The following is a 24,506-nucleotide window of genomic DNA, read 5'->3' on the forward strand; positions in this document are numbered from 1 at the left end:
GGTAGCTCTATTTTTAAGGTGGTATTATGTTCTTCAATACAAAAAAATATAAAGAAGAAGCTGAGAAGAACCGTAAGCACAATTTATCAAAAGAACCTAGTCGGTTCAACATGATTTCCTTAGCTATTTTAGCAACAATTGCACCATTGCGCATTTTTTTACGCCTACATAAAAGACGGATTGAAGATAATGCTACTGTTGAAAGCAAAACCGGTGACTTTGAGCAAATACCGATTATTTATTTTCACGGCTTCCGCGGCGGTGACTACACCACCAATATTATGGTTAAGCAGGCCTTAAAAGATAAAAATAATGCTAAATTTCTCAAGGTAACCGCTGATTTGCTTGGTAACTTTAAGCTTGAAGGAACATGGACGGGGGATCAGAATCCTATTGTGCAGGTAGTTTTTCGGCAGAGAATTGTCGGTGTCTACGCAATTGATTATTATCTAAGATTAATCCTGCCATTTTTGGCTAACAGGTATCATTTTAAGCATTATCGTGCTGTGGCTCATTCCTTAGCTTGTCCTTGTATTGTGCGAACCGAAATGCGGACATACCACAGGAAAAATTTCCCGCGGCTAACAATGTGCGCATTCATTGCCGGTCCATTTGACGGTGTTACCTATATGGGCGATATTCCCAACGTTAACGGCCTCAATCGCAACGGTCGACCAGCGGTAATTAATTTGCACTATCTTTATTTATTATTTAGGCGTAAAAGGTTCAATCCCGATATTTCGGTTTTAAATATTTATGGTAATGTACTTGATAACACAAATAGCGATAAATTTATTTCTGTTATCTCGGCTAAGAGCATTCGCTATATTCTGGCACCACACGCCAAATCCTATCATGAGGTCGAAATTCGGGGTAAAAAATACGCCGAGCACAGCTGGATGCATGATAATCCGCTGGTAATCAGTATTATTGATAAATTTATTGGACTTAAAAAATAATCTTTTGTTTTTGGAGGAACTACGTGATTCTACTCCGCGATATTATTCGCATTATCATTATTACTAACACTATTTTAGCTTTCTACATCGTCTTTCACCGCCGGCGCTCGGTCTCAACAACTTGGGCTTGGCTAATTATCTTACTAGTTTTCCCTGTTATCGGCATTATCTTGTACGGCTTTTTTGGACGAGGTATTTCGCAGGAAAATATTTTTGCCATTAATAAGCAACACCATATCGGACTGCGCAATGTGCAAAAGTCAATTACCAAGGCGCCGAGAAAGACCAGTCCCTCAGACACCTCAGGAAAAGCGAGCATGGTGGTCCGCTTTTTTGACCGTAACAGCGAATCGCCGCTCAGCAAAAACAATCACGTTCAGCTCTATACTGATGGTACACCAATGTTTCGCGACATGATGCGCGATATTGAAAATGCTAAACAAACTGTCAATATTGAATTCTACACTTTTTATAATGATCAAATCGGTAACGAAATTCTTGATTTACTAATTAAAAAAGCTAAACAGGGTGTTCGGGTACGATTACTCTATGATGCTTGGGGTTCAATGGGTGCAACCAAAACTTGGTTTGACCAGCTGCGTAAGGCCGGAGGCGAGGTTCTACCTTTCATTACTTCACGCAATATGATTACCCGTTACCGCATCAACTACCATCTCCACCGCAAAATTGTTGTCGTTGACGGAAAAACTTCTTGGACCGGCGGGTTCAACATCGGTGATCAGTATTTGAGTCGCAAGAAAAAGTTCGGCTACTGGCGCGACAGTCAGGTGCGAATTGTTGGATCCGCGTCATTGCTTTTGCAAGAACGCTTCGTCATGGACTGGAATGCCTCAATTCAGCAAGAGGAGCAGATTATTACTTTTAACACGATGCTCTTCCCTAATTTGGATGAAAATGAAATTCATCCCGGTGATGTAGCCACCCAAATTATTTCTGATGGGCCTGACCGTTACAACGCAAATATGCGTAATGGCATTATCCGGCTCATGTTTCAAGCCGAAAAACGCTTGTGGCTTCAAACACCTTACCTTATTCCAGATGATGCCATGTTTGCCACCCTGCAAACAATTGCCATGTCTGGTGTTGATTTGCGCATCATGATTCCGTGCAAACCGGATCATCCCTTCATTTACCGGGCAACGCAGTGGTATGCTAACGAATTATCCCGCTACGGCATTAAGGTTTATATTTACAATAACGGCTTTATCCATGCCAAAACCATTGTTGTTGATGACGATTTCGCAACTGTAGGCTCAATGAACCAAGATTATCGTTCTTATGACCTAAACTTTGAGGACGTGGCCGTTTTTTATGATAAAAACTTCACTAAAGAAGTTGCTCAATCATTTGAAGACGACATGCAAGTTTCCACTTTACTGACACCACAAATGATTGAGCAACAAGGTCGTTGGTTACGAACTCTTCAAAGTTTTTCACGGATGCTATCACCAATTTTATAGAACTGTAAATTATCTTAAAGTTATTTTAAATTGAATAGTTGCAACAACATATAAAATTCAATGAAAAAAATTTCTCTTAGTACTTGATTATCTTAAATTTATAGAGGCAATAAATTACAGAATGAAGTTGAACAATTATCCCGATATAATTAGAATATTTACCTTTGTTGTGTAAGATTGGACTTATGTATTCTAATACTTAACAGCGCGAAGGTAGCCATTATACTGCAAAGACTTACTTTAGCATTAACAACATTGTAACGAGTGCCATAGGTAATAAGAAATAGTTCTTTACTCTATATTATAAATATAATCATAAATATAATCCAAATTAGTCTTAAATTTCGGCCTTAGCTTAGTTATTGCCTGAGTTATTTTTTGCACTCTCTAGTACATACTTTTATTGGGTCCATCACAGATTTATGGTGAACTATTAACTTAAACGACTAATGTAAATTATAATGATGCCATTTTGTTTCAGATCCAATTATAGACAAGAATTTATTTCAAGTTTTCCAAACAATATAAATTTTAAACCTTAACTTTTTATACAATTCGGCCATAGAAAAAGTTGTAAAAGTATCTAGCTTTTACGATTCACTACAATAAGCTTTAATTTATTGGAATTTTCACTTTTAGAGTTTTCCTAGACACAGAAGAATGTAATTATCCACCAATTCTAGAAAAATGTTTTCAGCAAACTTACTGAATTTTACAATATTTACTCATTTTAAATAACAGATATCTAACTTTCAACAAAAACCAGATCCTGAGTCTAATTCTGCTTTGTCATGGCTAACTGCACCGCTATGACGTCAAAGTGCTTCATCAATGCAACCATACAAAACATTTAAATTGCACAAATTGGTCCGATTAAAAGAAGAGGTACAAAGGCTTAATTAGATACCTTATACCGAGTTCATCAAGGATTATGACTTAGCAAAATCTACAATATGAAAATGGTGTAGCCTTTCAAATCAAGTAAGACACTTAGCCTAAGATTTTAGTCTTCAATTTTTATACAGCCTAAAATTTTAAGAAATATCTATAACTTCATTATTGTATTAATAAAACTAATAACATTTTGTGGCATTTCGACACTAAAAAATTCAGAACCAGTAGCACCAATATCTGTAAGAGAGGTTCTTTTACCAACGTATTTACGATGGACTTTTTCTTTATAAATAAGTAGCGGAACTTTTTCTCTAGTATGTTGAGCATACCCAATTGTAGGATCATCGCCATAATCAGCCATCACAATTAGAATATCTTCACCTGTAAACGGCTGTTCAGCTTCAGGAAGTCTCTTATCCATTATTTCAAGGATATCAGCATAATGATCAGTGTCTTCGGAATGTCTCGCAAAATCAGTTTCTTGAATGTTCATAAAAAATGACCATCTTTAATTTCTTTAGCCTGCTTTATAAATTGGTCAAAAAAATAGTTACTATCTACTCCTGGAATATCTCCTAATTTTATTACCTCTGACAACATCCTAAGCTTTACCAATTAGGGCTACGTCAATTCCGTGATGGACTAGATGCTTGCCAGTTAGGCATTTGGATCAATCTCATATCCGAAATGGATAACAATAATATAATAATATATAGATCAGAATATTATACTTAGCGGTATATATAGAGTTAAAGAAATTGGCTTGATCAGTTAATCAGTTAAGGGCATTTTCGAATTCGAAGTCCATTAGAGTATTAACATTTAATAATAAATGGCTTAAAAAGTTTATGCAATAGAGAAATCGTTCATCGCAATTGCCCCCAAAGGATGTGATAATGAGATAGCCTACCACGTTCAACTTGAATTCAGGTGAATAGATTTGCTTAACGTATTTAATCTTTAAAGCGGTTATGCCGTGCTCGCGGACTAATTCAATTCTAACTAGACCCTGATAGCCGTGTAATCAATGTCATATTCTTTGCTTAAGTCGATCAAAGAGTTTTGGCGTTTAGATATTTACAAGCAATTTCGATTTTCAAAACAATTGAATATTTAGTCATGAATAAAAGTGCTCATGTCTAACTATTATAGGGCTCTTCATAGATTATCTTAATTAAGTTTCTATAGCTTTTATTTATATAATGATTTAAGTACAAATATTGTTATTTTTTAAATACTATAAATCTTTGTTATCAAGCTTTTATCAATTATTTTAGTTTTTTTTAAGGGCTTTGGTATCTTGATTTGTTATTAATTAAGATATACAATCGATATGTAAGAAACTGTTTACATTATAGAATATAAGTTAACTTAATAAACTAGCTATATAATGGAGAATAATAATGAACAAAAGATTGGATCATAACAAACGGACTGAGGCGTTTTTTCTTAGTAATTTAACAGCAGCTGCACTCGGTTTAACGATACTGAATACTAACGTTGTCAAGGCTGATAGTGTCCAGACAGCTCAAGAAACTGCACAAAAGCTTGATAAAAATCAAACTGAAACTACAAGTACAACTAACTCAATTCAACAGGATATTAATCAAGATACTAGTGTAAATCATGATGAAATATCAAATAGTAAAAATGATAAAAAAGTAGATCAAAATGAAAATGTGGACTCATCGCAGGGTATAAGTGAGGAATCACCCTCTAAGGGCTCTGCTGGTAATGACAAACCAGAAGCCATAACTACTAAGCCCGAAGATAAAATTACTACAAAGTCTCTCGTTAAAAGTAAATGGGGTAACGTCGATGTAGATTACGATACTGATACTAAAACAGTAACTGTACATGGGAATACTGATAAGGATAATCCGACGATAGTAAATAATCCCGGTCCTTTATGTTCATCTATAAATGCCCAGAATAGCACTAATGCATCAAAGGCTAAAAAAATAATCTTTGATGGTCATTTTAAAATTGTTGGTGAAGCGCGATCAGTTTTTATTAGTTTCAGCAGCTTAACTGATATTGAAGGCTTGGAAAACCTTGATACGTCTGAAGTTACAAATATGTATGCATGGTTTTGTAAATGTAGCAGTCTTACCCACTTAGATCTCTCGTCTCTTAATACTTCTCAAGTAGAAAACATGGCTTCCATGTTTGAAGGCTGTACCAAACTTAGGGATCTCAACATTAGTAAATTTGATACTTCTCAAGTTACAGATATGTCATTTATGTTTACTGGATGTAATAGCCTAGAAGAACTAAATTTGAAAAATTTTAATACTTCTAAAGTTAGAGATATGTCATTTATGTTTGCCGAATGCTCTGGCCTTAATAAACTGGATGTTAGCAGCTTCGACACCTCTAACGTTGAAAATATGTCATATATGTTCAATTATTGTGCAAGCTTACCAACTATTGACCTACACAATTTCAATACTTCTAAAGTTACAGATATGACTTCAATGTTTAGCATGTATTATTATCAGTTCAGCGGTACAGGTCAAGTATTTGGTTGGGATACTCAGCTGACATCCCTTGATCTTTCCAGCTTTGATACTAGTAACGTGCGAACTATGGCGCAAATGTTTTTTAAATGTACAAAATTGCAATCCTTAAACATCTCTAGCTTTAACACATCTCAAGTTCAAAACATGGAAAACATGTTCAATGGCTGTAGAAGACTATCAACCTTGGATTTACGGAATTTTAATACAGCTAATGTTACAAGTATGGAGTCTATGTTCCGTGACACTCGTGATTTAATCAATTTGGATTTGTCGAGTTTCAATACAGCTAAAGTAAAAAACATGGGTTCCATGTTTTATCACTACGATCAAGATGGCAAGTTAAAGACTCTTGATATAAGCAATTTTGACATGAGAAATGTCGAAAACTGTGGATTTATGCTATATGGACTAAATGAACTGTTGGTTTTGAAGTTGGGAAATAATGTCAAAGACTTTCCAAAAATGGAGCTTAAAACACCAGGAATTTGGCTAAATGTTGGTACTGGAACAATACAACAACCTGAGGCAAGAGACAAGTGGTCATCAGAAGAGCTAATGAAAAATTGGAATGGTGAAGAAGAAACGTATGTGCGTGAAGTTACGCTAAAAGTTCATTATCAAGACGAAAACGGAAAGTCACTTGCACCCGATGAAACTATTACTGGTACTTATGACACTTCATATGAAGCTAAAGCTAAAGAAATTCCTGGATATATGTTAATCACAAGACCGAAAAATGCTTCGGGACGCATAGGTGAAAACACAGATGATATTACGTTTGTCTATCAAGAAATTGCTAATAATGGCAGAATACCTATTAAGGTAGGTAACGTGACGGTACATTATGAAGATGAAAACGGTAATCAACTGATTCCTAATGTAATTTTAAGCGGTAACATTGGTGACAGCTATCAAACTGAAGCAAAAAGTATTTCCGGCTATACGTTAAAGTCCAAGCCTAATAATGCTACAGGCTTCTTTACTAGCCAAAATCAGAATGTAGTCTATATTTACACTAAGAATACCCAGAATACCCAAAACGATAAGCAACCTGAAAATGATTCAAAAAACAATAGTAATCATTCTAGTGATAATACAAAGTCTAATAGGAGAAAGAATAGCTCACATAAAACTAGTAAAAAAGCAAATGCGGAAAGCAAGCTAATTAATAAACGTAATAAAGTCCGTAGACAGGTGGCTAATAAATCTTCTGTTGCAAAAGAAAAAACCGGAATTTTAGTACAGACGGGTAGAGATGGAAAATCGCAAGTAGGTATTCTTCTCTTAGGTGTTTTAGCAATAGGCCTGAGTCTTTTCGGTGTAAAGATCGAAAGCAAAAATAAAAAATAATTTTTCTGGAATTTCTCTATTTATTTTTGGATCAAAGTTGAATAATATATATGCAACCTATTATCAAAGTAAACCGATAATAGGTTTTTATTTTGATTAAAATTACCTAAGCAATGAAATTATGTTTATTAACAGCAGTCAATATCAGCTGATTATAATACAGAGATTGCATAATGAGTTACCAGTTGCCGATATTTGTAACTTGCCTAACATAATTGCAAAAACGATTCAAGAGAATGAAAGTCACATATAAAACATTCAAACGTAATAGTCTACCAGACTGGCTCAATGCAGCCAAATATGATCAATATAATAGCTGTCTAATCAATTGCAAGATTAAACAGTTTGAGTAAGTACTTAGGCTCCCTTATTTATTTTCCTAATTTGATCTCAAGGATCCTCAACTTAACTATATTGAAAAAAGGACTATGTTCATGGGCTCGTCTGACATTCGAATTCAAGGATTCACTCCTGCCCTACGACCTCAGTTTCAACTTTAAGCACAAAGAAGAAGCCGATAAAAGTATCGTCATACTTCTATCTGCTTCTATTTTTATAATATATCCTGAATTTCAATCCTAATACTGCGGTGCGCGTAGCTCTTAATCGTCTCCACGATCTGAGCAACCCCAGTTGAAAATTGGAGATAATATTGCCGATTCTTCTGCGTCGTTAAAATACAAATCACAGCCTTCTTTTTCGGATTAGGCACTCTAATCAGTGTTACCAACGCGATTTCTGAATACGGCACAGTTCGGCGAAAGTAGCCCGACACAACTGCTTTTTTAGGTGCAAACCCGGTAAAACCGTCAATAATGCTCATCACTAACAGGATTGCTAAAAAAACAGACAGGCCAGGATCACTTTTTTCAATCAGTTGCCAAGCAAAGCCAATCCAAATAAAAATTATCGCCCAAATAATTGATGAGGACCGATAATGTCCCTTTAAGTTGATGTTGGCCTGCCAGTACCAGCTATAGCAAGTATAGCCAAGCAGCAAGGCATCCAAAATAAGATAAAAACTTGCCATAAAATTTCCTCTCAATAAATATTCCTATCTATTATAACAGAACAAGGCTTTTTAGATTGCCAAACCGTTTTTTTATTATTTTATATTAATTTTTACTTGCATTTTAATTAAAATAGTTGTTAAATTACTATTAACTTAAATGCAGTGATGAAGACGAGTAAATAATCTATCTCTTACAAGTGAACCGGTGATAGTGGAAAATCGGCAGACCCTGAATTATCGAAAAACACTTCTAGCAGCACACTGAACTATTAATTAAAGTAGGTGGTGCCGTCTCCAGTACGTTATCAAACTGGTGAAGCATAATTGTGTTTCATGAGTGGCCCAAAGTTTGGGCAATCTAGGTGGTACCGCGGAAAAAGCCTTTCGTCCTTATTTTTATTATTACGGGACAAAGGGCTTTTTCTTTGGCTCAAAAATTTGGAGGTAACTACCATGTCTTTAATTTTGCCAAAAGATTATCAACCAACTTTAACAATTCGTGACACTGAAGCCGCAATTGTCTTTATCAGAGAAAGATTCCAAGAAATTTTGAGTCAAAAGCTAAACTTGCAAAGAATGTCAGCACCGCTTTTTGTCGAAAAAAGCACTGGGTTAAACGACAATTTAAACGGGGTTGAACGTCCAGTCGCCTTTGATGCTAAGGATTTGCCTGAAGATGACACAATTGAAATCGTTCATTCACTTGCTAAATGGAAACGATTGGCCCTGAAAAAATATGGTTTTGGCATGCACGAAGGTTTATATACCAACATGAACGCTATCCGCCGCGACGAAGATCTCGATAATTTCCACTCAATTTACGTTGACCAGTGGGATTGGGAAAAGATTATTGCTAAAAAAGAGCGGACAGAAGATACTCTAAAAGAAACGGTAACTAAGATTTTTGCGGCAATTAAACAAATCGAAGCAGAATGTGCGGCTCGTTACCCTGCCTCAACTTACCGTTTACCCGAAAAGGTGCACTTCGTTACGACCCAAGAATTAGAAGACACGTGGCCAGATTTAAGTCCCGAAGAACGTGAAGATAAAATCGCCCAAAAAGAAAAAGCCGTCTTTATTATGAAAATCGGTGACAAACTAAAACGCAGCGGTGAGCCTCATGATGGCCGGGCCCCTGACTATGATGATTGGCAATTAAACGGTGACTTGATTTTCTGGTATGAACCGCTCGACCAGAAGATCGAAATCTCCTCAATGGGTATTCGTGTCAGTCCTGAAAGTTTGCACGAACAGCTGAAAAAGGCTGACTGCCTAGACCGGGAAAAATTGGCATTTCACAAGATGCTTTTAGATGGCAAACTTCCTTATACTATTGGTGGCGGTATTGGTCAATCTCGTCTATGCATGCTTTTACTTGCTAAGGCACACATTGGCGAAGTGCAAGCAAGTGTTTGGCCCCAAGAAATGATTGAGCAATGTCAAAAGCATCAGATGCAAATTTTGTAATTATGTTTAAATTCACACGTTAAGTTACTATCGTGTGAATTTTTATTTACTAAATAAACCTGGTTTAAAGTAAAAATCTTGTAGTAAACTATCACATAGTAATAATTTTGAGAAAGGTCGAAACATTTTATGATTGATTCACAGCAACTTACTGAACTCAAGGCAGATATTAACGCGGCCAAGCATATCACTTTCTTGACTGGTGCAGGCGTATCAACTCATTCTGGTATTCCGGATTATCGTTCCAAAAACGGTATCTACGACGGCGTGAGTGAGAGCCCCGAGACAATTTTAAGTGCAGACACGCTCTACAATCGACCTGAATTTTTTTATCGGTTCGTTATGGACAACATGTATTTTCCAGAAGCTAAGCCTAACAAAATCCACCAAAAAATTGCCGAAATCTGTAATCAAAAAGGTGAATTAATTACCCAAAATGTTGATGGCTTAGATAAAAAGGCTGGCAATAAGCACGTAACTGAATTTCACGGTAGCTTATACAAAATTTATTGCACCAAATGCCACAAATCAGTTACTTATGCGGAATATGCCGACTCTTTTCGTCACAAAGAGTGTGGCGGCATTATTCGCCCCGGAATCGTTTTATACGGAGAAGCAATTAATGGTGATCGGTTAGCTCAGGCAGTTAATGCCATGCAGAGTTCTGATCTTGTTATTATTTCGGGTACTAGCTTTGTCGTTTATCCATTCGCTCAACTACTAACGTACCGCCAAGCAGGCGCAAAAGTTTGGGCAATTAATAAAACCGCTATCCCAGCAAATGATATATCCGCAATTATTGGCGATGCTCTTGATGTTTTTAGCGCCTTATAGGGTTTTAGCTTGACTAGCTTAGGCTCTTGCAATCAGTAAAGCAGTTTACTTATGCTAAAATAGCAAAGCAACGTGACTATCACTTGATTAAACTAGAAAAGAGAACTTTTAAATGGCAATTTTAAAATTGTATGCCCCATTCTTTAGCGCTAATAACTGGCTGCATGTTTTAACTAGCGGTAAAGACTGGCTAATTATTTTAACCTTAATTCTCATGGAATGTCTGCTTTCCGTTGATAATGCCGTTGTTTTGGCAGCACAAACTAAGGTTTTGCCAGATAAGAAGCAACAAGAAAAATCATTATTTTACGGCATGTGGGGTGCCTACATTTTCCGTTTCATTGTAATTGGAATTGGTACATACTTAATTAATTTTTGGGAAATTAAATTGGCTGGTAGTCTCTATCTTTTCTACCTCGCCATTAAGTATTTTTATGATCAGCACCATCCACAAAAAGCCGCAGCCGAAGAAAAGGCTGAAGAAGCCAAAATTGCTAGTCATCGCCCAAAAAAAGGCAAACATTTCCTATCCCTATTTTGGCGGACAGTTATTTCAATTGAAGCGATGGATATCGTCTTTTCAATTGATTCGGTTCTAGCAGCCTTAGCCGTTTCCAGTAATCCGGTCGTCGTTTTAATTGGTGGCATGATTGGGATCTTATGCATGCGAGGTGTAGCTGAGATTATCATCAAATTAATGGATATTATCCCAGAATTGCAGCCAATGGCCTATGTTCTTATTGGGATTATTGCTCTAAAACTGCTAGTTTCATTGCCACCTCTGCACTATGAATTACCTAATACCGTCTTTGCAATAATCGTTTTTGGCGTCTTGCTGTTAACAATTGCGTTTCACTTTATCCGGATTAAAAAGCACGGCCGCAAGCTATAAATTTTGCTAAGGGCAAAACTACAAAATTAAAAAGTTAAGCTGCTTTAATGGGCTTAACTTTTTTATTGGTATTTTTAAGTAAAACAAGGCCGCTATTACTTCATTGTCTACTTGTGCAAATTAACTATTTGCCCTTCAACGTATTCTTTTAAAATCACAGCTTGATTATGCAGTGAGTCCTTTGCTCCGTATAAAAATAAAACATCCTGTTCTTGCAGCTTGTTTTCAACAGTTTTAACAAACTCGGCCCCTGCCGGATTTTCCGCCAATTCTACCAGGTACTTTTGCCTAAACTCAGAAAATTTATTATCATCATGATTGAACCATTTACGTAAAGCAGTTGTCGGTCCAATTTCTTTTGCCCAACAATCAAGGTGCAACACACTTTTACTCTTACCTCTTGGCCACAAACGGTCTACCAAAATACGGTAGCCCTCCGGCTGATCTTGAGCATATACACGGACTAGCTTTATTTTTGTCATTACATTCACCTCAATTATTATTAGTGTACTACTTTAGGAAAAAATGAATTACACAACTTATTTTACTAATCAATCAACCGAAACCATCAGTGCTGACTTAATCGGCCGGCCATTAACTTACCGCAGCAATAACCAGGTACTTGGCGGCTATATTGTCGAAACCGAAGCTTATTTGGGTGTTAAAGATCGTGCGGCACATTCATATGGCGGTCATCGCAGTCTGGCAAATGAAGGACTATATGGCCCCGGTGGAACAATCTATATTTATGCTCAGCGACAATATTTCTTTTTTGACGTAGCAACCAGACAAAAAGATGAACCACAGGGAGTTTTAATTAGAGCAATTGAACCCATCTGGGGAATTGAACAAATGTGTTTAAACCGCTCAGGTAAAAGTGGCATTGCATTAACCAGCGGACCAGCAAAAATGATGCAGGCATTTGGTATTCATGATAAAAAATGGGATTTACATTTTCTTAGTGATTCCCCTTTTACTATTGACCTAAACGACCATCACCGCAAAAATGCCCAGAAAATCGCAACTAGCCCACGCATTGGTGTCAACCAGTCGGAACGCGAATGGGCTAACAAAAAATTGCGCTTTTATGTGGCTGGAAATCCATATGTTTCCCGCATGAAAAAGCGTGACTATCGCTCAGATCATGGTTGGAAATGAGATAATGATAAAATAATCTTTAAATGAAAAGATTGACAAGCCTTTGTTTTTAGCCTATTATTTTTCATAAGTTAAATAATTTCCAATGCAATAGAGGTCGCGACCATTACAAAATTATCTGGAGTGAACGAACACAAAGAAAGATAACGTAAGAATTGTCGCCGAAACAAAAAGATTTTCGTTTTGATGTTTTTGTTGGGCTGCAAAGAGAATATCTTGCAGACTGTCCTGATTAATTCCCAGGGAGCGCTATATGATTTGTCTAAAGATGATTAATTATAACCTCGTTGTTTTGAAGAGCAATGAGGTTTTTGTTTACGCTTTTTATTGTATTGGCTTTATTTGAAACAAGATTTTCGGAGGTTTTCAAAATGAAGTCAAGAAATAAGTGGATTACTGTTCTGCTTTCTGTGCTGCTCAGTTTTATTATTGGCAGCAACTTCGACTTTTCTCAAGTTGAAGCAAAAAGTAATAGCGGTGAACTCAAAGTAGCTATGGAGGCCAATTACCAACCATACAATTGGACCCAAACTACTAACGCTAATGGTGCTGTTCCGATCGAGGGGTCAAACGAATACGCCAACGGTTACGATGTGAAGATTGCCAAAATTATTGGTAAACAGCTGCACCGCAAAGTCGTAGTTGTCAAAACCGAGTGGGATGGACTGCTGCCAGCTTTAACTAGTGGCAAGGCCGACCTGATTATTGCTGGGATGAGCCCAACGGCTGAACGGGCCAAGGCAATAAATTTCTCCAATGCTTACAGAAACAGCACTTTTGTTGTTATCACCAAGATTAATAGCAAATACGCTAATGCTAAAACATTAAATGATTTTAAGGGTGCGAAATTAACCGCCCAACAAGGTACTTCGCATTATGCTTTGATTAAGCAATTAAAGGGCGCTAAAAGACAGCCAGCAATGCGCGACTTTGCGGCAATGCGCCAAAGTTTAATTTCAGGAACGATTGATGGCTACGTTGCCGAAGATACCGAATCAACTTCCTTTAAGATGGTTGATCCTGACATTAAGGCGATTCCAATTAGCGAAATGGCCGGGTTCAAGGTTTCCAAGGAAGATTCAACTACTGCTATCGGAATTGCTAAGCCAAACAAGCAGCTGCTAAAAGAGGTCAACCACGTTTTAGGTACAATTCCAAATTCCCAGCGAACAAAGTTAATGACGACGGCCATTAAGCAGCAGCCAAAAACTGATGATAAGAAAAAGGGTAAAAACGGAAAGTCCGAGCCGTGGCTAGTTTCAATGTGGAAGCAATACGGCGGCATGATTTTAAACGGGATTGGCATGACCCTGCTCTTAGCCTTAGTCGGCACCATCGCCGGCTTCTTCATCGGCCTGTTTGTCGGTATCATCAGAACTATTCCAACTCCAACCAGCCAGGGTAAGAAATGGCTCTTAAAAATTGTCAATTGGCTCTTAGCCGTTTACATTGAGATCTTCCGGGGCACGCCAATGATGGTACAGGCCGCTGTAATTTACTATGGCATAGCCCAATTCTGGCACATTAATATTGACCGGACAATTGCTGCGTTAGTCATTGTTTCGATTAATACCGGTGCCTATTTAGCCGAAATTATTCGGGGTGGGATTATTTCAACACCCGAAGGTCAGTTTGAAGCAGCTAGTGCTTTGGGAATGACACATAATCAAAGAATGTGGCACATTATTTTGCCACAAGCAATCAAGAACTGTTTGCCATCAATTACTAACGAATTTATCGTCAATATTAAGGATACTTCCGTTTTGAGCATCATTTCTGTTTCTGAATTATTCTTTGTCGGAACAACGGTTGCCAGTCAAACCTTCAAGTTCTTCCCGACTTACTTAACCATTTCCGCAATTTACCTGTTGTTAACGTTCACGACTACCAGAATCTTCAATTTAATTGAAAAGCACCTGCAGGGTAGCAAAAACTACAACTTAATGGCAAACCAGGTTCAAGTAGGAGCAACAAAAGACACGGAGGCTAATAAATAATGACTGAAACAAATGAAACTATTTTAAGCTTAAAGCACATTCAAAAAGCTTTTGGTGAACATCAAGTTCTGCGTGACATCTCTCTTGATATTAATAAAGGCGAAATTGCTACGATTATTGGACCTTCTGGTGGTGGTAAATCGACTACTTTACGGTGTATCAATTTACTAGAAGAACCAACCGCTGGCAAAGTTATTTTTCACGGTGAAAATGTCCTAGAGCCAAACTATAATCGGAACATTTACCGGGCCAAGGTCGGCATGGTCTTTCAACAATTCGATTTATTCGAAAATAAAAATGTCCTGGCTAACTGCATGGTAGGCCAAGAACTTGTTTTGAAGCGTTCAAAAGAAGAGGCTCGCCAAGTTGCCCTCGCAAACCTAAAAAAAGTTGGCATGGAGCAGTACATTAATGCCCGCCCTAGCCAACTTTCAGGCGGTCAGCAACAACGGGTTGCAATTGCACGGGCGATTAGTATGGACCCAGAGATTTTGCTATTTGACGAACCAACTAGTGCACTTGACCCAGAAATGGTCGGCGAAGTTTTGAGCGTTATGCAAAACTTGGCCACTACCGGTTTAACGATGATTATCGTTACCCATGAAATGGCTTTTGCCCGTGATATTTCCGATCAGATTTTCTTTATCAGTGATGGTGTAATTGCTGAACAGGGCAATCCTGACCAATTATTTAACCATCCGCAAAACGAAAAAACCGCGAAGTTCTTAAGTAACTTCCAAAATAATTAAAATTGACAATAAAAAAGACCGAGGAACGATTCGTCCTCGGTCTTTTTAAGCTGAGCGACAGCTTAATATCAACAACCAACTAAAACGTATTGCATACCATCGAGAATTTACCAATTTCGACAAATTGAAATAATACTAGTTTTAGTTTATATTGACTCATTTCCAACAATTTCAACTCAAACACAGACACAATTTAGCAAAATCTTCTTCTTTTGCTTGAAGCCGTCGCAACTTTTACTTAAACTAATTGACGCAAATTATGATAAAAGTTAGAATCTAATTAGAAAAGTTTAATCATATTTGACAATGACCGCGGTCATGTCTGCTAGCAAAAGTAGCAGCCCTAGCTTTTGCAGAAATTAAGTTAGAGAAAAACCATGAAAAAGAACAGCTACAAAATTAGCACCTGGATATTAGGAATTTTATTTATCATTACTTTAGGTGTTCTACTCTATGTAACAAGAAAGCCACCTACAGTTTATGGTGGTTTTGCCAATCATGGCGTTCCTACAAGTTCGGTCAATCCTCATGTTGCGATATCTTTAGGAACCAACGGCAAATATCGGCTTTTCAAAAATGGCAGAGAATTTGATAGTGGTACTTATGAAAATTCAAATGATAACGCCTGCGTTTTGAAATCAAATAATAAAACTGACGGCGTGATGGTCTTAAGCAATCAAAAATCATATTTATACTATCCAGCTATTAAGAAAAAGCTGTTAGTCATCAATAAACTCCCTGGTGAAACACCTATCGAGCCACTGAAAATCGGTAAGTAAAAAACCGCTTTGAACACTGTTTCAAGGCGGTTTTAATATGCTGTTAAATATCTACTTAATCATGTTCTTGGTGCCACTTTTTAATCTGCTGCAGACGCTTTTTAAATCGGTCTTCATGCCCTTGCTCAGTTGGCAAATAGTACTCGTGCCCCTCTAAATTAGGCGGCATGGTCTTCATCGTTGTCAGTTTATCTTGGGTCTGATGAGCGTATTCATAGCCCTTACCGTAATCCAAATCCTTCATCAATTTAGTTGGCGCATTGCGAATTTGGAGCGGAACCGGCTCATCAATTGTTTTTTTAACGTCTTTTTCGGCCGCAAGTCGTGCCTTGTAAACAGCGTTGGATTTTGGTGCTAGCGACAAATAAATCACGGCTTCCGTTAAATGAACATCGCACTCTGGCATCCCTAGGAACTGACAGGCTTGAAAAACATTGATTGCCACATTGAGAGCATTGGTGTCAGCGAGTCCAATATCTTCACTAGCAAAACGCACGAGCCGCCGCGCAATGTAGAGCGGGTCTTCTCCACCCTCAAGCATGCGCGACAACCAATAAATTGCGGCATTAACATCACTGTTACGCATCGACTTATGCAAGGCGGAAATAATGTTGTAGTGTTCTTCCCCATTTTTATCATATAAAACCGACTTCTGCGTAATCAGCTGTTTTAAACTGGCCATTGTCACGCTAATCGTGTCACCATTTTTTACACCATTCAAAACAGCCATTTCCAAGGTATTGAGCGCAGTCCGTGCATCGCCATTCGCGAACTTAGCAATTGCCTTAATTTCTTGCTCGTCAATGTTAACTTTAACCTTACCAAAACCGTTAGGGTTATTAATGGCATTTTTGAGCAATTTAATAATGTCGGTAACTTCAAGTGCCTTTAAAACAAAAACTTTGCAACGTGACAGCAAGGCTGAATTAACTTCAAAGGAAGGGTTCTCGGTGGTTGCGCCAATTAAAGTAATACTGCCACGCTCAACATACGGCAAAAAAGCATCCTGCTGCGCCTTGTTAAAGCGATGAATTTCGTCAATAAAAACCAGCGTCTTCTGCCCTAACTGGCTTTCTTCTTCGGCTTGCTTCATAATTTTGCGAATTTTAGCAATACTACTATCAACGGCACTAAAACTGTAAAAACCCGCCTGACTTTGCCGCGCAATAATCTCAGCCAGAGTAGTCTTACCCACTCCAGGCGGGCCCCAAAAAATCATGGAGGAAACCTGATCATGATCAATCATTTCCCGCAAAATCTTACCCGGGCCAAGCAATTGCTCTTGACCAACGAATTCAGTTAAATTTTGCGGTCTGACCCGATTCGCTAGTGGCTCACTAGCTGCATTATTTGCAAATAATGATTCTTGTTTCATAGCTCTATCTTCTCTACTAATTGTAACCAGTTACCTTCATTATACATGGCAGTAGTAGTTTTGCTAACAAAAGATCATTACGAATTTTTTTACATAAAAAAGCCCGCATAAGATGCAAGCTAATCTTTTACTCAATTATTTTCAGTTATCTTTTTTAAAAAGTAAATGAACACCGCCATCGGGCAGTTTCTTGACCATGTCGATCTTAAAGCGGTCGTCAATGCGCGTGGCCGTTTCAAAAGCCGCCTTAATCTCTTTATCACCATTAACATAGGGCGAAATCACAAGCGAAATTTCATCAACGACATGTTGCTCCAAAAAGACGCCATTAATTCTGGCTCCACCACAAACAGCTAGTGTTTCAATAGCAAAATGCTGCTTTAACTTGACCAGTACTTCCGCTAAATTAAAGTTCTCATCACCAGAAATAATGTAGGGAATATTGAGTGACCGTAAAAAAGCAAGATATTCTTTTTTAGCCTGCCGAGTAACCACCTCAATTGCGTGCATGCGGTGTTGATTATACAAGAAATAATTTTGATTCCAGCCACATTTGCCCTTGCGATCAAACGCAACTGACCAAGTGTCTGACTTAATGTCAGGTAACCAATCCTGATCGTCAATACCTTCAGGACTGTATTTCGTCAAGTTAATTGTGTCTGGTGCAGCGTACATTTGGATTGTGCGCCGACCGTTACCGTCAGCGTTACTTAAAACAAATAATTCATCACTATAATATTGACCGGATTCAGGACTCTCGGTCTTTCCGTCGATTTTGCCATCAATTGTCACATACATGTGAACAACGACTTTTGCTCTTTGCATCTTTTTGCCTCCTTATTTATTCCGAGCTTAGCACTTCAAGTATTCTTTAAGTCAAGCAGATATTTTTGCCAAGTTATACAGATCCTGCCTTTTTTATTTTGAACACTGACCGGCAAGCTTAATGCGCTATAATACTATATAAAGTAACAATTATGAGGTGAAATGATGAAATTAATCAAAAAAATTTGCATTGGACTGACAGCTTCTGTCCTAACACTTAGTCCGCTTCTATCTAGCTCGAACAACATGCAGACCGTTCAAGCCTCCAAGAAAAGTACGAACAGCAAAAAAAGAATCTTTTTAATTTACGACGCATACGTTTACAACAAGTTGGGTCATAAAATCAAGGGAAATACGACCAAAAGCTTCCCTTATATTGAGCTTGACCCTAATAACTACATGCGCATTTTGTCATTTAATGACAACATTTTTTATAATCACGGTACAAAGAAAATTCACGGCCAAACATATTATAATATCGGCCACGGACATTATTTAAATGCTGGCGATGTGTATAAAGCAAACGGTAAAAACACTAAGAAGGGCAAACTGGTGTTAAATCACCAGTCGTCTGTTTATACCAAAAATGGGAAAAAGACAGGACAAGCTTTAGCTAAAAAAGAAGTCGTTAAATACCGCGGAAAAGTCAAGATTGCCAAGTCAAATTTTGCGCCAAAATATTATTATCTCAATCGCTCAAGAAAAACCTGTTACCTGCCAACTACAGACATCAAAGGTAAACAATATTACTCAATCGGGCGTAATCGCTATATTAGAGCTTATAATGTCGGAAGCATTAACGGTTGTTATGCAGTTTACAGGGGAACTACATATGCAAAAATGCTGACTAAGACGACAACTACCATGGTTTCTGGGGTAAAAACGAAGCATAAATTGAAAAAAGGGCAAAAAGTCAAAGTAGATTTAATGGTAATTCCACCATATGACGACTTTGAGGGATATTACTTACGGCTTTATGATTATCCTAATGAATACATTAACGAATATGACGTTAACTTAAGAAATTACTTGCCCAACATTGACTATCACGATGCTGCGTTTACTTATGTTAAACCGGTAACCAGTGAGAATATTAAACTTTATAATTTTGCTGGTCAGCGAATTGCGCGCAACATTGAGAATAAGCAAAAAGAAATTACCGTTGATGGGCTATTTTATTTATGGCTTCCTGAAGAAAAGAAAGCCGAGCCATTTTACCACTATTTAGACTTTGATTCTGGCTTCATTAACAACGACGGAAGTGTGCCAACCTTAACTTTAGTTGACCCTCAAACAAAGAAAGAAAAAATTGATACGGAAGAATTAATTCTTGAAAAAAACAGTTTTATTAGAGCTAGCGACGTCAACTACACCCACGGAATTAAGTTAAAGCCCGTGATTACTGCTAAACAAGCTAAACTTGACCAGAGCATCGCCACTAATGCTGATAAAAAGAAACTACAAACTCTATTTTTAGAAGGACAAAAAAACGAGAACAGGTCAGTTCAAATTAATTATCGGCTGCGAAGCTATAGTGCTGCTATCATTATCGCGTCTAAAGTCTTGCAATCTAATTCGGCTACGATTGCACAGGTAAAAGAAGCAGTCTGGTTATTGGAAACAACTAAGCTGCAACTAACTGCTTTCGCTTTCCCAGAAAGCGACTAATAAGGACAAAACAGGATTATCCCACAATTAATGAGGACTAATCCTGTTTTATTTTTTGTAAAGTTACTTGATTTTAAGCCATTTTGGTATGACCGGCTTTTTGCCGTTATACATTACGTAGGTCTCTTTAGGACACTTTTTAGCAGAACGACTATACAGTTTTAGCAATTGTTTTTCAGTATACTTTTTACCTTTAGGAGCTAGGATAGTGCCCTTGCCAACAGCACGAATATGTTTATAGCCATGTCCAATGCCTGAATCCCTAGCTAAACGATAATGCCCCAGCTTGACAGCTAGACCTTTTGGATTGCCAGCATTTTGCAATATTCGGCTATTATTTTTGTTAAAACCGCTCAAATCAACGCTAGCAAGTTGATAATCACCGGCAAACATCCGAATTGCACCAAAAGAAATTGAATTCAATAAACGCCAGCCGTAAAAATTAACATTAACCAGCTTTGGACAGTTCATAAACATTTCATTTAAATGCCTGACTTTTCGTGTGTTCCACTTATGCAGATCGACCGTTTTCAAATTAGCAGCACCTTTGAACATGCCGAAGACATTAGTTAAACGCTTGGTTTTAAAGTGACTCAAATCAATTTTTACCAAACCTGTATTGCTAAACATTTGGCTCATATTCCCGACCTGATTGGTATTCCATCCCATTAAATTCAGGTCCGTTAGAGCCGTATCCCCTGAAAACATACTACTCATGTCAGTTACTTTCTTGGTCTTAAAATGACTAAGATCCAAACTGTTAATCTGTGGTAGATTCGCAAACATGCCGGCAAAAGATGTTACTTTGCTGGTATCAAAATGGCCAATGTCAATATCAAGCAGGCCTTGGCAACCATTAAACATTCGGCTCATATTAGTCACATTTTTAGTATCAAATCCGCTTAAATTCAGTTTTGTTAACGCAGCATCATCTGAAAACATTTCACTCATGTTGGTGACACTGCTCGTATTCAAATCACCTAAATCTAAACTGGTTATGCCCATTTTACTAAACATACCGTTCATTGCAGTCACTTTACTGGTATCAAAGTTAGACAAATCCAGTTCTTTTAATCCGCTTCCTGCAAACATAGAAGCCATATTGGTAACATTCTTAGTGTTAAAACTGCTTAAGTCTAAACTCGCAGTATTTAACCCTTTAAACATACTAGCCATATCAGTCACTTTGCTAGTATTAAAATGAGACAGGTTCAACTGTTTTACCTTGCTACCTGAAAACATCTCACTCATATTAGCGACACTGCTCGTGTTCAGGCCACTTAAATCCAAATTATCGGTATCAATTCCACTAAGCATGTCACTCATATTGGTCACTTTACCAGTATTAAAGCTCGACAAGTCAAGCTTTTCTGCTTTACAAGAAGCAAACATGTGACTCATGTCAGTCACGTTGCTAGTGTCAAAGTTTGAGAAATCAATTTGTTTAGCCTTGCATGCCCTGAACATACCGCTCATTGTGGTCACATTTTTGGTAGTTAACTTGGACAGATTTAGTCTTTCAGTATCCAAATTGCTGAACATGTCAGACATGTTAGTTACTTTTTGGGTGTTTAAGCCTGCTAAGTCTAGGTTGGTAATTTTTGCACCTAAAAACATGCCGCTCATATTAGTCACGTTTTCAGTTTTAAACCCGTGAAGGTCAAGTTTTGCCAGATTAGTTTGCGAAAACATTTTACTCATGTTAGTCACACTACTAGTATTAAAATGACTTAAGTCTAGCCCAGTCAACGCACCATCCCCCATGAACAACTCTGACATATTGGTTACGTCGCTTGTATCGACTAAATCCAATCCCCTGAAATCTTCCAAGCTACTTAGCCCAAGAAATTTTTTGCTTGAATTAGCTGGAAGTTTCACCGGCGAGCTAAAGACAATGTGTCTAATATTTTGATGCCAGGCGAGTGCTTGATAAAGCGGTTGGGACGACATGCTATTACCCTCTTTAGTTGCACTGATGGTTAATGTCCAAGTGCCAACATCATAGCTCCATTCACAGTCGCCATCCTTACCTGTCCAGTAGCCCAAATTGTTCATAGTATCCCTTGTATCAGCCAAAACTTTGGTGGTAGGTTGAACAGTGAGTGCTACTACACTGATTAAACAGGATAAACTAAGTATTGCAACTATTCTTGCAGCTATCTTTTTATTTTTTGTAAACAAATGCTGTTTCATTTCATGACCTCTTTTCTCTTATTTTTATTATAAGCTGTTTTCGCGCTTAAATCGGCACCAGATAATAAGTCGGCATATTTTATTACGATTTTTTATCTTTTTACAGATAGCAGGATCTTCAGATGTTATATTAAAAGCTTAGCAATTGAGCTATAATACTAAGTAAAGTAGTAATTTGCGAGGTAAAAGAAGCCATGTGGTACCTCAAGACAACCAAGATCCAATTGACTTCAATGAATTTTCCGCAAAAAGATTAAGGGCATTAAAAAAACAGGATTGATTCATGCACTAATATGAATTAATCCTGTTTTTGTTTTGCAAAATTATTTAATCGTTAGATCCTTAGGAAACTTTGGCTTTTTACCGTTATACATTACATATACTTCCACTGGACTCTTTTTGGCTGAATGATTATAAAGTTTAAGCAGTCGCTTTTCAGTATATTTTTTACCTTTTGGCTTTCTAACAGTACCCTTACCAACTGCCTGAATATGCTTAAAACCATGACCAACGCCAGAGCTCTTGCGCAGACGGTAATGACCCAGCTTAACTACAAAGCCCTCTGGATTACCAGCTTGTTTCAATATTTGGCTATTATGAATATTAAAATGACTCAAATCAACAAGAGCAAGTTTGTGGTCATTGTAAAACATTAGAGTTGAATCTTCTAATTCAGCCATGTGCCAACCGTGTAGATTAACATAAGTAAGCTCAGGACAGTTCATAAACATTCTAGCAGTAGCTACAGTCTTTCGCGTATTCCACCCGCGCAGGTCAACTTTCTGCAGTTTTGCATCGTTTCTAAACATATCATTCATGCTTTTAACGCTTTTAGTATTTAATGATCTTAGATCAACGTTAATTAAATTTTTGTCGTTTCTAAACATGCCTCCCATATCTTTTAGGTTCTTTGAATTCCATCCTTTTAAGTTAACTTCCTCTAGAGTGGTATCACCCTTGAACATATTAAAAGTACGTATTACTTTTCGGACATCAAAGTGACTAACATCAATCTTTTTAACTTCTTTAATATTTTCAAACATTCCCACCATATAGATTACGCTGCCAGTATCAAGCTTACTTAGGTCTACTTGGTCTAGGTGCGTAAACCCCGAAAACATGTAAGACATATCTTTTACACTACGGGTATTCAAATTACCTAAATCAAAATCTGTCAGAGCGATTGCATTGTAAAACATATTCGAAGTATCTTTTAAGCTGCTCGTATCCCAGCCGGCAGTGTTTACCTTAGTTAAAGCTTTTGAATTAGCAAACATATAGCTCATAGTAGTGACATTTTTGGTATCGAAATTGCTTAAGTCAAGGTTAGTCACATTTTTTAGTTCTTCAAACATACCATTCATCTTGGTTACGTTGCGTGTATCAAAATTGCTTACATCTAGACTAGCAAAGCTATTATTTCTAAACATACCGTTCATATCGGTAACCTTTTTAGTATTAAAGTTTTTCAGATCAAGCTGGGCCAACTTCGTATAGCTAAACATGCTTGCCATATTGGTAACGCTACTTGTATCAAAATTACTCAAGTCGAGCTGTTCTATTGCAGTAGAATAGAACATTTTTGACATATCAGTAACCTTGGTGGTATTAAAATTCTTCAAATCAAGCTGCTTAACTTTAGAATCTTCAAACATACCACTCATATCGGTCACTTTGCCAGTGTCAAAATGACTGACATCAAGACTAGTCAAATTCGGGTCATCAGCAAAAAGTCTTGCCATGCTAGTTACCTCACTGGTATCCACCTGGTTTAAGCCCTTAATATCTTGTAACTGGCGGAGTTCCGCAAATTTTGCGCTTGAATCAGGGGCGAGACTAACTGGTGTTTCAAAGACAATGTGTTCAATAATGTCATACCAGTTAAATTCCTTTTTAAAAGGCGTGCTTGACAGCTGACTTGTTTTCACCGGTGCACTGATTGTGAGCGTCCTGGTGACTAGATCAAATTTCCAATCACAGTCACCGTCTTTACCCGTCCATAAGCCAATATCGGCTGAAGAATTAGTTTCATTACTTAGTGACGTGCCAGCTGGCGTATCGGCTTTAGTCGTCGCCGTGAAGCTAATCAGGCACAGCAAACTGAGCAAGAGTGCAGTAACTGCAATTTTGCTTTTTTTCAATTTATTCATGCTATTCGATTTCATAACATAACCTCTTTTCTCATACCTTCATTATAGACCGGCTTGCTGGTTAAATTGGTTAAAAGATAAAATTTACAAGAAGAAAAAAGACCGTTTTTTAAAAATAGCTTTATGTTGAACTCAGATTTATATATATGGTTATTAAAAAGTGTTCTATAATAGATGTGATTATGAGGTTTAAGATAATTT

At 37.5% G+C, this 24,506-nt stretch carries 18 protein-coding genes, 1 riboswitch and 1 other annotated feature; of the genes, 11 read left to right on the forward strand and 7 right to left on the reverse strand.

The window, feature by feature from the left end; translation table 11 throughout:
* The first annotated feature begins 26 nt into the window (after positions 1-26).
* Together J3U73_RS06765 and cls are read left to right on the forward strand one after the other, a co-directional pair.
* Positions 27-959, forward strand: a complete 933-nt coding sequence (locus J3U73_RS06765; protein ID WP_267409949.1) for an alpha/beta hydrolase — start codon at positions 27-29, stop codon at positions 957-959.
* Positions 960-982: 23 nt separating this feature from the next.
* Positions 983-2,440 carry a cardiolipin synthase gene (gene cls, locus J3U73_RS06770; protein ID WP_267409950.1) on the forward strand — a complete coding sequence of 486 codons (1,458 nt, stop codon included), beginning with the start codon at positions 983-985 and terminating at the stop codon, positions 2,438-2,440.
* Between the two features lie 1,045 nt (positions 2,441-3,485).
* Here cls and J3U73_RS06775 read toward each other — a convergent pair.
* Positions 3,486-3,827 carry a hypothetical protein gene (locus tag J3U73_RS06775; protein ID WP_267409951.1) on the reverse strand — a complete coding sequence of 114 codons (342 nt, stop codon included), beginning with the start codon at positions 3,825-3,827 and terminating at the stop codon, positions 3,486-3,488.
* Positions 3,828-4,737: 910 nt separating this feature from the next.
* On the opposite strand from J3U73_RS06775, the gene J3U73_RS06780 reads away from it, so the two are divergent.
* On the forward strand, positions 4,738-7,206 hold the full coding sequence (locus J3U73_RS06780; RefSeq protein WP_267409952.1) for a BspA family leucine-rich repeat surface protein: 2,469 nt from the start codon (positions 4,738-4,740) through the stop codon (positions 7,204-7,206).
* Between the two features lie 553 nt (positions 7,207-7,759).
* Here the strand turns inward: J3U73_RS06780 and J3U73_RS06785 are convergent.
* Positions 7,760-8,236 carry a hypothetical protein gene (locus J3U73_RS06785; RefSeq protein ID WP_267392582.1) on the reverse strand — a complete coding sequence of 159 codons (477 nt, stop codon included), beginning with the start codon at positions 8,234-8,236 and terminating at the stop codon, positions 7,760-7,762.
* A 135-nt stretch (positions 8,237-8,371) separates the two neighbouring features.
* Positions 8,372-8,613: a binding site (T-box leader), on the forward strand.
* 58 nt (positions 8,614-8,671) lie between these two features.
* On the opposite strand from J3U73_RS06785, the gene asnA reads away from it, so the two are divergent.
* The 3 genes from asnA to J3U73_RS06800 all read left to right on the forward strand — a co-directional run bounded on the left by asnA (position 8,672) and on the right by J3U73_RS06800 (position 11,411).
* Entirely contained in the window at positions 8,672-9,685 is a 1,014-nt protein-coding gene (gene asnA / locus J3U73_RS06790; protein WP_267392583.1) for an aspartate--ammonia ligase, read from the forward strand.
* 129 nt (positions 9,686-9,814) lie between these two features.
* The gene (locus J3U73_RS06795; protein WP_267409953.1) at positions 9,815-10,519 is read left to right on the forward strand and encodes an NAD-dependent protein deacylase; all 705 of its coding nucleotides are present in this window, start codon (positions 9,815-9,817) and stop codon (positions 10,517-10,519) included.
* Between the two features lie 112 nt (positions 10,520-10,631).
* A complete protein-coding gene (locus J3U73_RS06800) occupies positions 10,632-11,411 on the forward strand; it encodes a TerC family protein (protein WP_103752767.1) in 780 nt (259 codons plus the stop codon).
* A 107-nt stretch (positions 11,412-11,518) separates the two neighbouring features.
* Here the strand turns inward: J3U73_RS06800 and J3U73_RS06805 are convergent, their stop codons facing one another.
* Positions 11,519-11,893: a DUF488 domain-containing protein gene (locus J3U73_RS06805; protein WP_267392585.1), complete on the reverse strand. Its 375-nt coding sequence runs from the start codon at positions 11,891-11,893 to the stop codon at positions 11,519-11,521.
* Between the two features lie 43 nt (positions 11,894-11,936).
* On the opposite strand from J3U73_RS06805, the gene J3U73_RS06810 reads away from it, so the two are divergent.
* From J3U73_RS06810 to J3U73_RS06825, 4 genes are all read left to right on the forward strand, one after another.
* Positions 11,937-12,569: a DNA-3-methyladenine glycosylase gene (locus J3U73_RS06810; RefSeq protein WP_220268982.1), complete on the forward strand. Its 633-nt coding sequence runs from the start codon at positions 11,937-11,939 to the stop codon at positions 12,567-12,569.
* Positions 12,570-12,652: 83 nt separating this feature from the next.
* Positions 12,653-12,829, forward strand: a riboswitch (Lysine riboswitch).
* Between the two features lie 111 nt (positions 12,830-12,940).
* Positions 12,941-14,566 carry an ABC transporter substrate-binding protein/permease gene (locus J3U73_RS06815; RefSeq protein WP_220220575.1) on the forward strand — a complete coding sequence of 542 codons (1,626 nt, stop codon included), beginning with the start codon at positions 12,941-12,943 and terminating at the stop codon, positions 14,564-14,566.
* Positions 14,566-15,315 carry an amino acid ABC transporter ATP-binding protein gene (locus J3U73_RS06820; protein ID WP_103752763.1) on the forward strand — a complete coding sequence of 250 codons (750 nt, stop codon included), beginning with the start codon at positions 14,566-14,568 and terminating at the stop codon, positions 15,313-15,315. The genes J3U73_RS06815 and J3U73_RS06820 overlap by 1 nt, the downstream gene beginning before the upstream one ends.
* Positions 15,316-15,692: 377 nt before the next feature.
* Positions 15,693-16,094, forward strand: coding sequence for a hypothetical protein (locus tag J3U73_RS06825; RefSeq protein WP_267392588.1), 402 nt, complete (start codon positions 15,693-15,695; stop codon positions 16,092-16,094).
* Positions 16,095-16,149: 55 nt separating this feature from the next.
* Here the strand turns inward: J3U73_RS06825 and J3U73_RS06830 are convergent, their stop codons facing one another.
* Positions 16,150-17,469 carry a replication-associated recombination protein A gene (locus J3U73_RS06830; RefSeq protein ID WP_267409955.1) on the reverse strand — a complete coding sequence of 440 codons (1,320 nt, stop codon included), beginning with the start codon at positions 17,467-17,469 and terminating at the stop codon, positions 16,150-16,152.
* A 141-nt stretch (positions 17,470-17,610) separates the two neighbouring features.
* Entirely contained in the window at positions 17,611-18,294 is a 684-nt protein-coding gene (locus tag J3U73_RS06835; protein WP_267409956.1) for a dihydrofolate reductase family protein, read from the reverse strand.
* 165 nt (positions 18,295-18,459) lie between these two features.
* On the opposite strand from J3U73_RS06835, the gene J3U73_RS06840 reads away from it, so the two are divergent.
* On the forward strand, positions 18,460-19,962 hold the full coding sequence (locus J3U73_RS06840) for an SLAP domain-containing protein (RefSeq protein WP_267409957.1): 1,503 nt from the start codon (positions 18,460-18,462) through the stop codon (positions 19,960-19,962).
* Between the two features lie 63 nt (positions 19,963-20,025).
* On the opposite strand, the gene J3U73_RS06845 is transcribed toward J3U73_RS06840, so the two are convergent.
* Positions 20,026-22,155 (reverse strand): BspA family leucine-rich repeat surface protein, encoded by a 2,130-nt coding sequence (locus tag J3U73_RS06845; RefSeq protein ID WP_267409958.1) that lies wholly within the window; start codon positions 22,153-22,155, stop codon positions 20,026-20,028.
* A gap of 323 nt (positions 22,156-22,478) precedes the next feature.
* Positions 22,479-24,320, reverse strand: coding sequence for a BspA family leucine-rich repeat surface protein (locus J3U73_RS06850; RefSeq protein WP_267409959.1), 1,842 nt, complete (start codon positions 24,318-24,320; stop codon positions 22,479-22,481).
* Positions 24,321-24,506 lie beyond the last annotated feature (186 nt).

It is taken from the genome of Lactobacillus sp. B4005, assembly GCF_026536045.1.
Taxonomy (GTDB): Bacteria; Bacillota; Bacilli; order Lactobacillales; family Lactobacillaceae; genus Lactobacillus; species Lactobacillus panisapium.

Excerpts from the sequence above, each read along its gene's own strand:
- J3U73_RS06765 (WP_267409949.1), top strand. The coding sequence starts at position 27 with ATGTTCTTCAATACAAAAAAATATAAAGAAGAAGCTGAGAAGAACCGT.
- J3U73_RS06775 (WP_267409951.1), bottom strand. The coding sequence starts at position 3,827 with ATGAACATTCAAGAAACTGATTTTGCGAGACATTCCGAAGACACTGAT.
- J3U73_RS06780 (WP_267409952.1), top strand. The coding sequence starts at position 4,738 with ATGAACAAAAGATTGGATCATAACAAACGGACTGAGGCGTTTTTTCTT.
- J3U73_RS06785 (WP_267392582.1), bottom strand. The coding sequence starts at position 8,236 with ATGGCAAGTTTTTATCTTATTTTGGATGCCTTGCTGCTTGGCTATACT.
- asnA (WP_267392583.1), top strand. The coding sequence starts at position 8,672 with ATGTCTTTAATTTTGCCAAAAGATTATCAACCAACTTTAACAATTCGT.
- J3U73_RS06795 (WP_267409953.1), top strand. The coding sequence starts at position 9,815 with ATGATTGATTCACAGCAACTTACTGAACTCAAGGCAGATATTAACGCG.
- J3U73_RS06800 (WP_103752767.1), top strand. The coding sequence starts at position 10,632 with ATGGCAATTTTAAAATTGTATGCCCCATTCTTTAGCGCTAATAACTGG.
- J3U73_RS06805 (WP_267392585.1), bottom strand. The coding sequence starts at position 11,893 with ATGACAAAAATAAAGCTAGTCCGTGTATATGCTCAAGATCAGCCGGAG.
- J3U73_RS06810 (WP_220268982.1), top strand. The coding sequence starts at position 11,937 with ATGAATTACACAACTTATTTTACTAATCAATCAACCGAAACCATCAGT.
- J3U73_RS06815 (WP_220220575.1), top strand. The coding sequence starts at position 12,941 with ATGAAGTCAAGAAATAAGTGGATTACTGTTCTGCTTTCTGTGCTGCTC.
- J3U73_RS06820 (WP_103752763.1), top strand. The coding sequence starts at position 14,566 with ATGACTGAAACAAATGAAACTATTTTAAGCTTAAAGCACATTCAAAAA.
- J3U73_RS06825 (WP_267392588.1), top strand. The coding sequence starts at position 15,693 with ATGAAAAAGAACAGCTACAAAATTAGCACCTGGATATTAGGAATTTTA.
- J3U73_RS06830 (WP_267409955.1), bottom strand. The coding sequence starts at position 17,469 with ATGAAACAAGAATCATTATTTGCAAATAATGCAGCTAGTGAGCCACTA.
- J3U73_RS06835 (WP_267409956.1), bottom strand. The coding sequence starts at position 18,294 with ATGCAAAGAGCAAAAGTCGTTGTTCACATGTATGTGACAATTGATGGC.
- J3U73_RS06840 (WP_267409957.1), top strand. The coding sequence starts at position 18,460 with ATGAAATTAATCAAAAAAATTTGCATTGGACTGACAGCTTCTGTCCTA.
- J3U73_RS06845 (WP_267409958.1), bottom strand. The coding sequence starts at position 22,155 with ATGAAACAGCATTTGTTTACAAAAAATAAAAAGATAGCTGCAAGAATA.
- J3U73_RS06850 (WP_267409959.1), bottom strand. The coding sequence starts at position 24,320 with ATGAAATCGAATAGCATGAATAAATTGAAAAAAAGCAAAATTGCAGTT.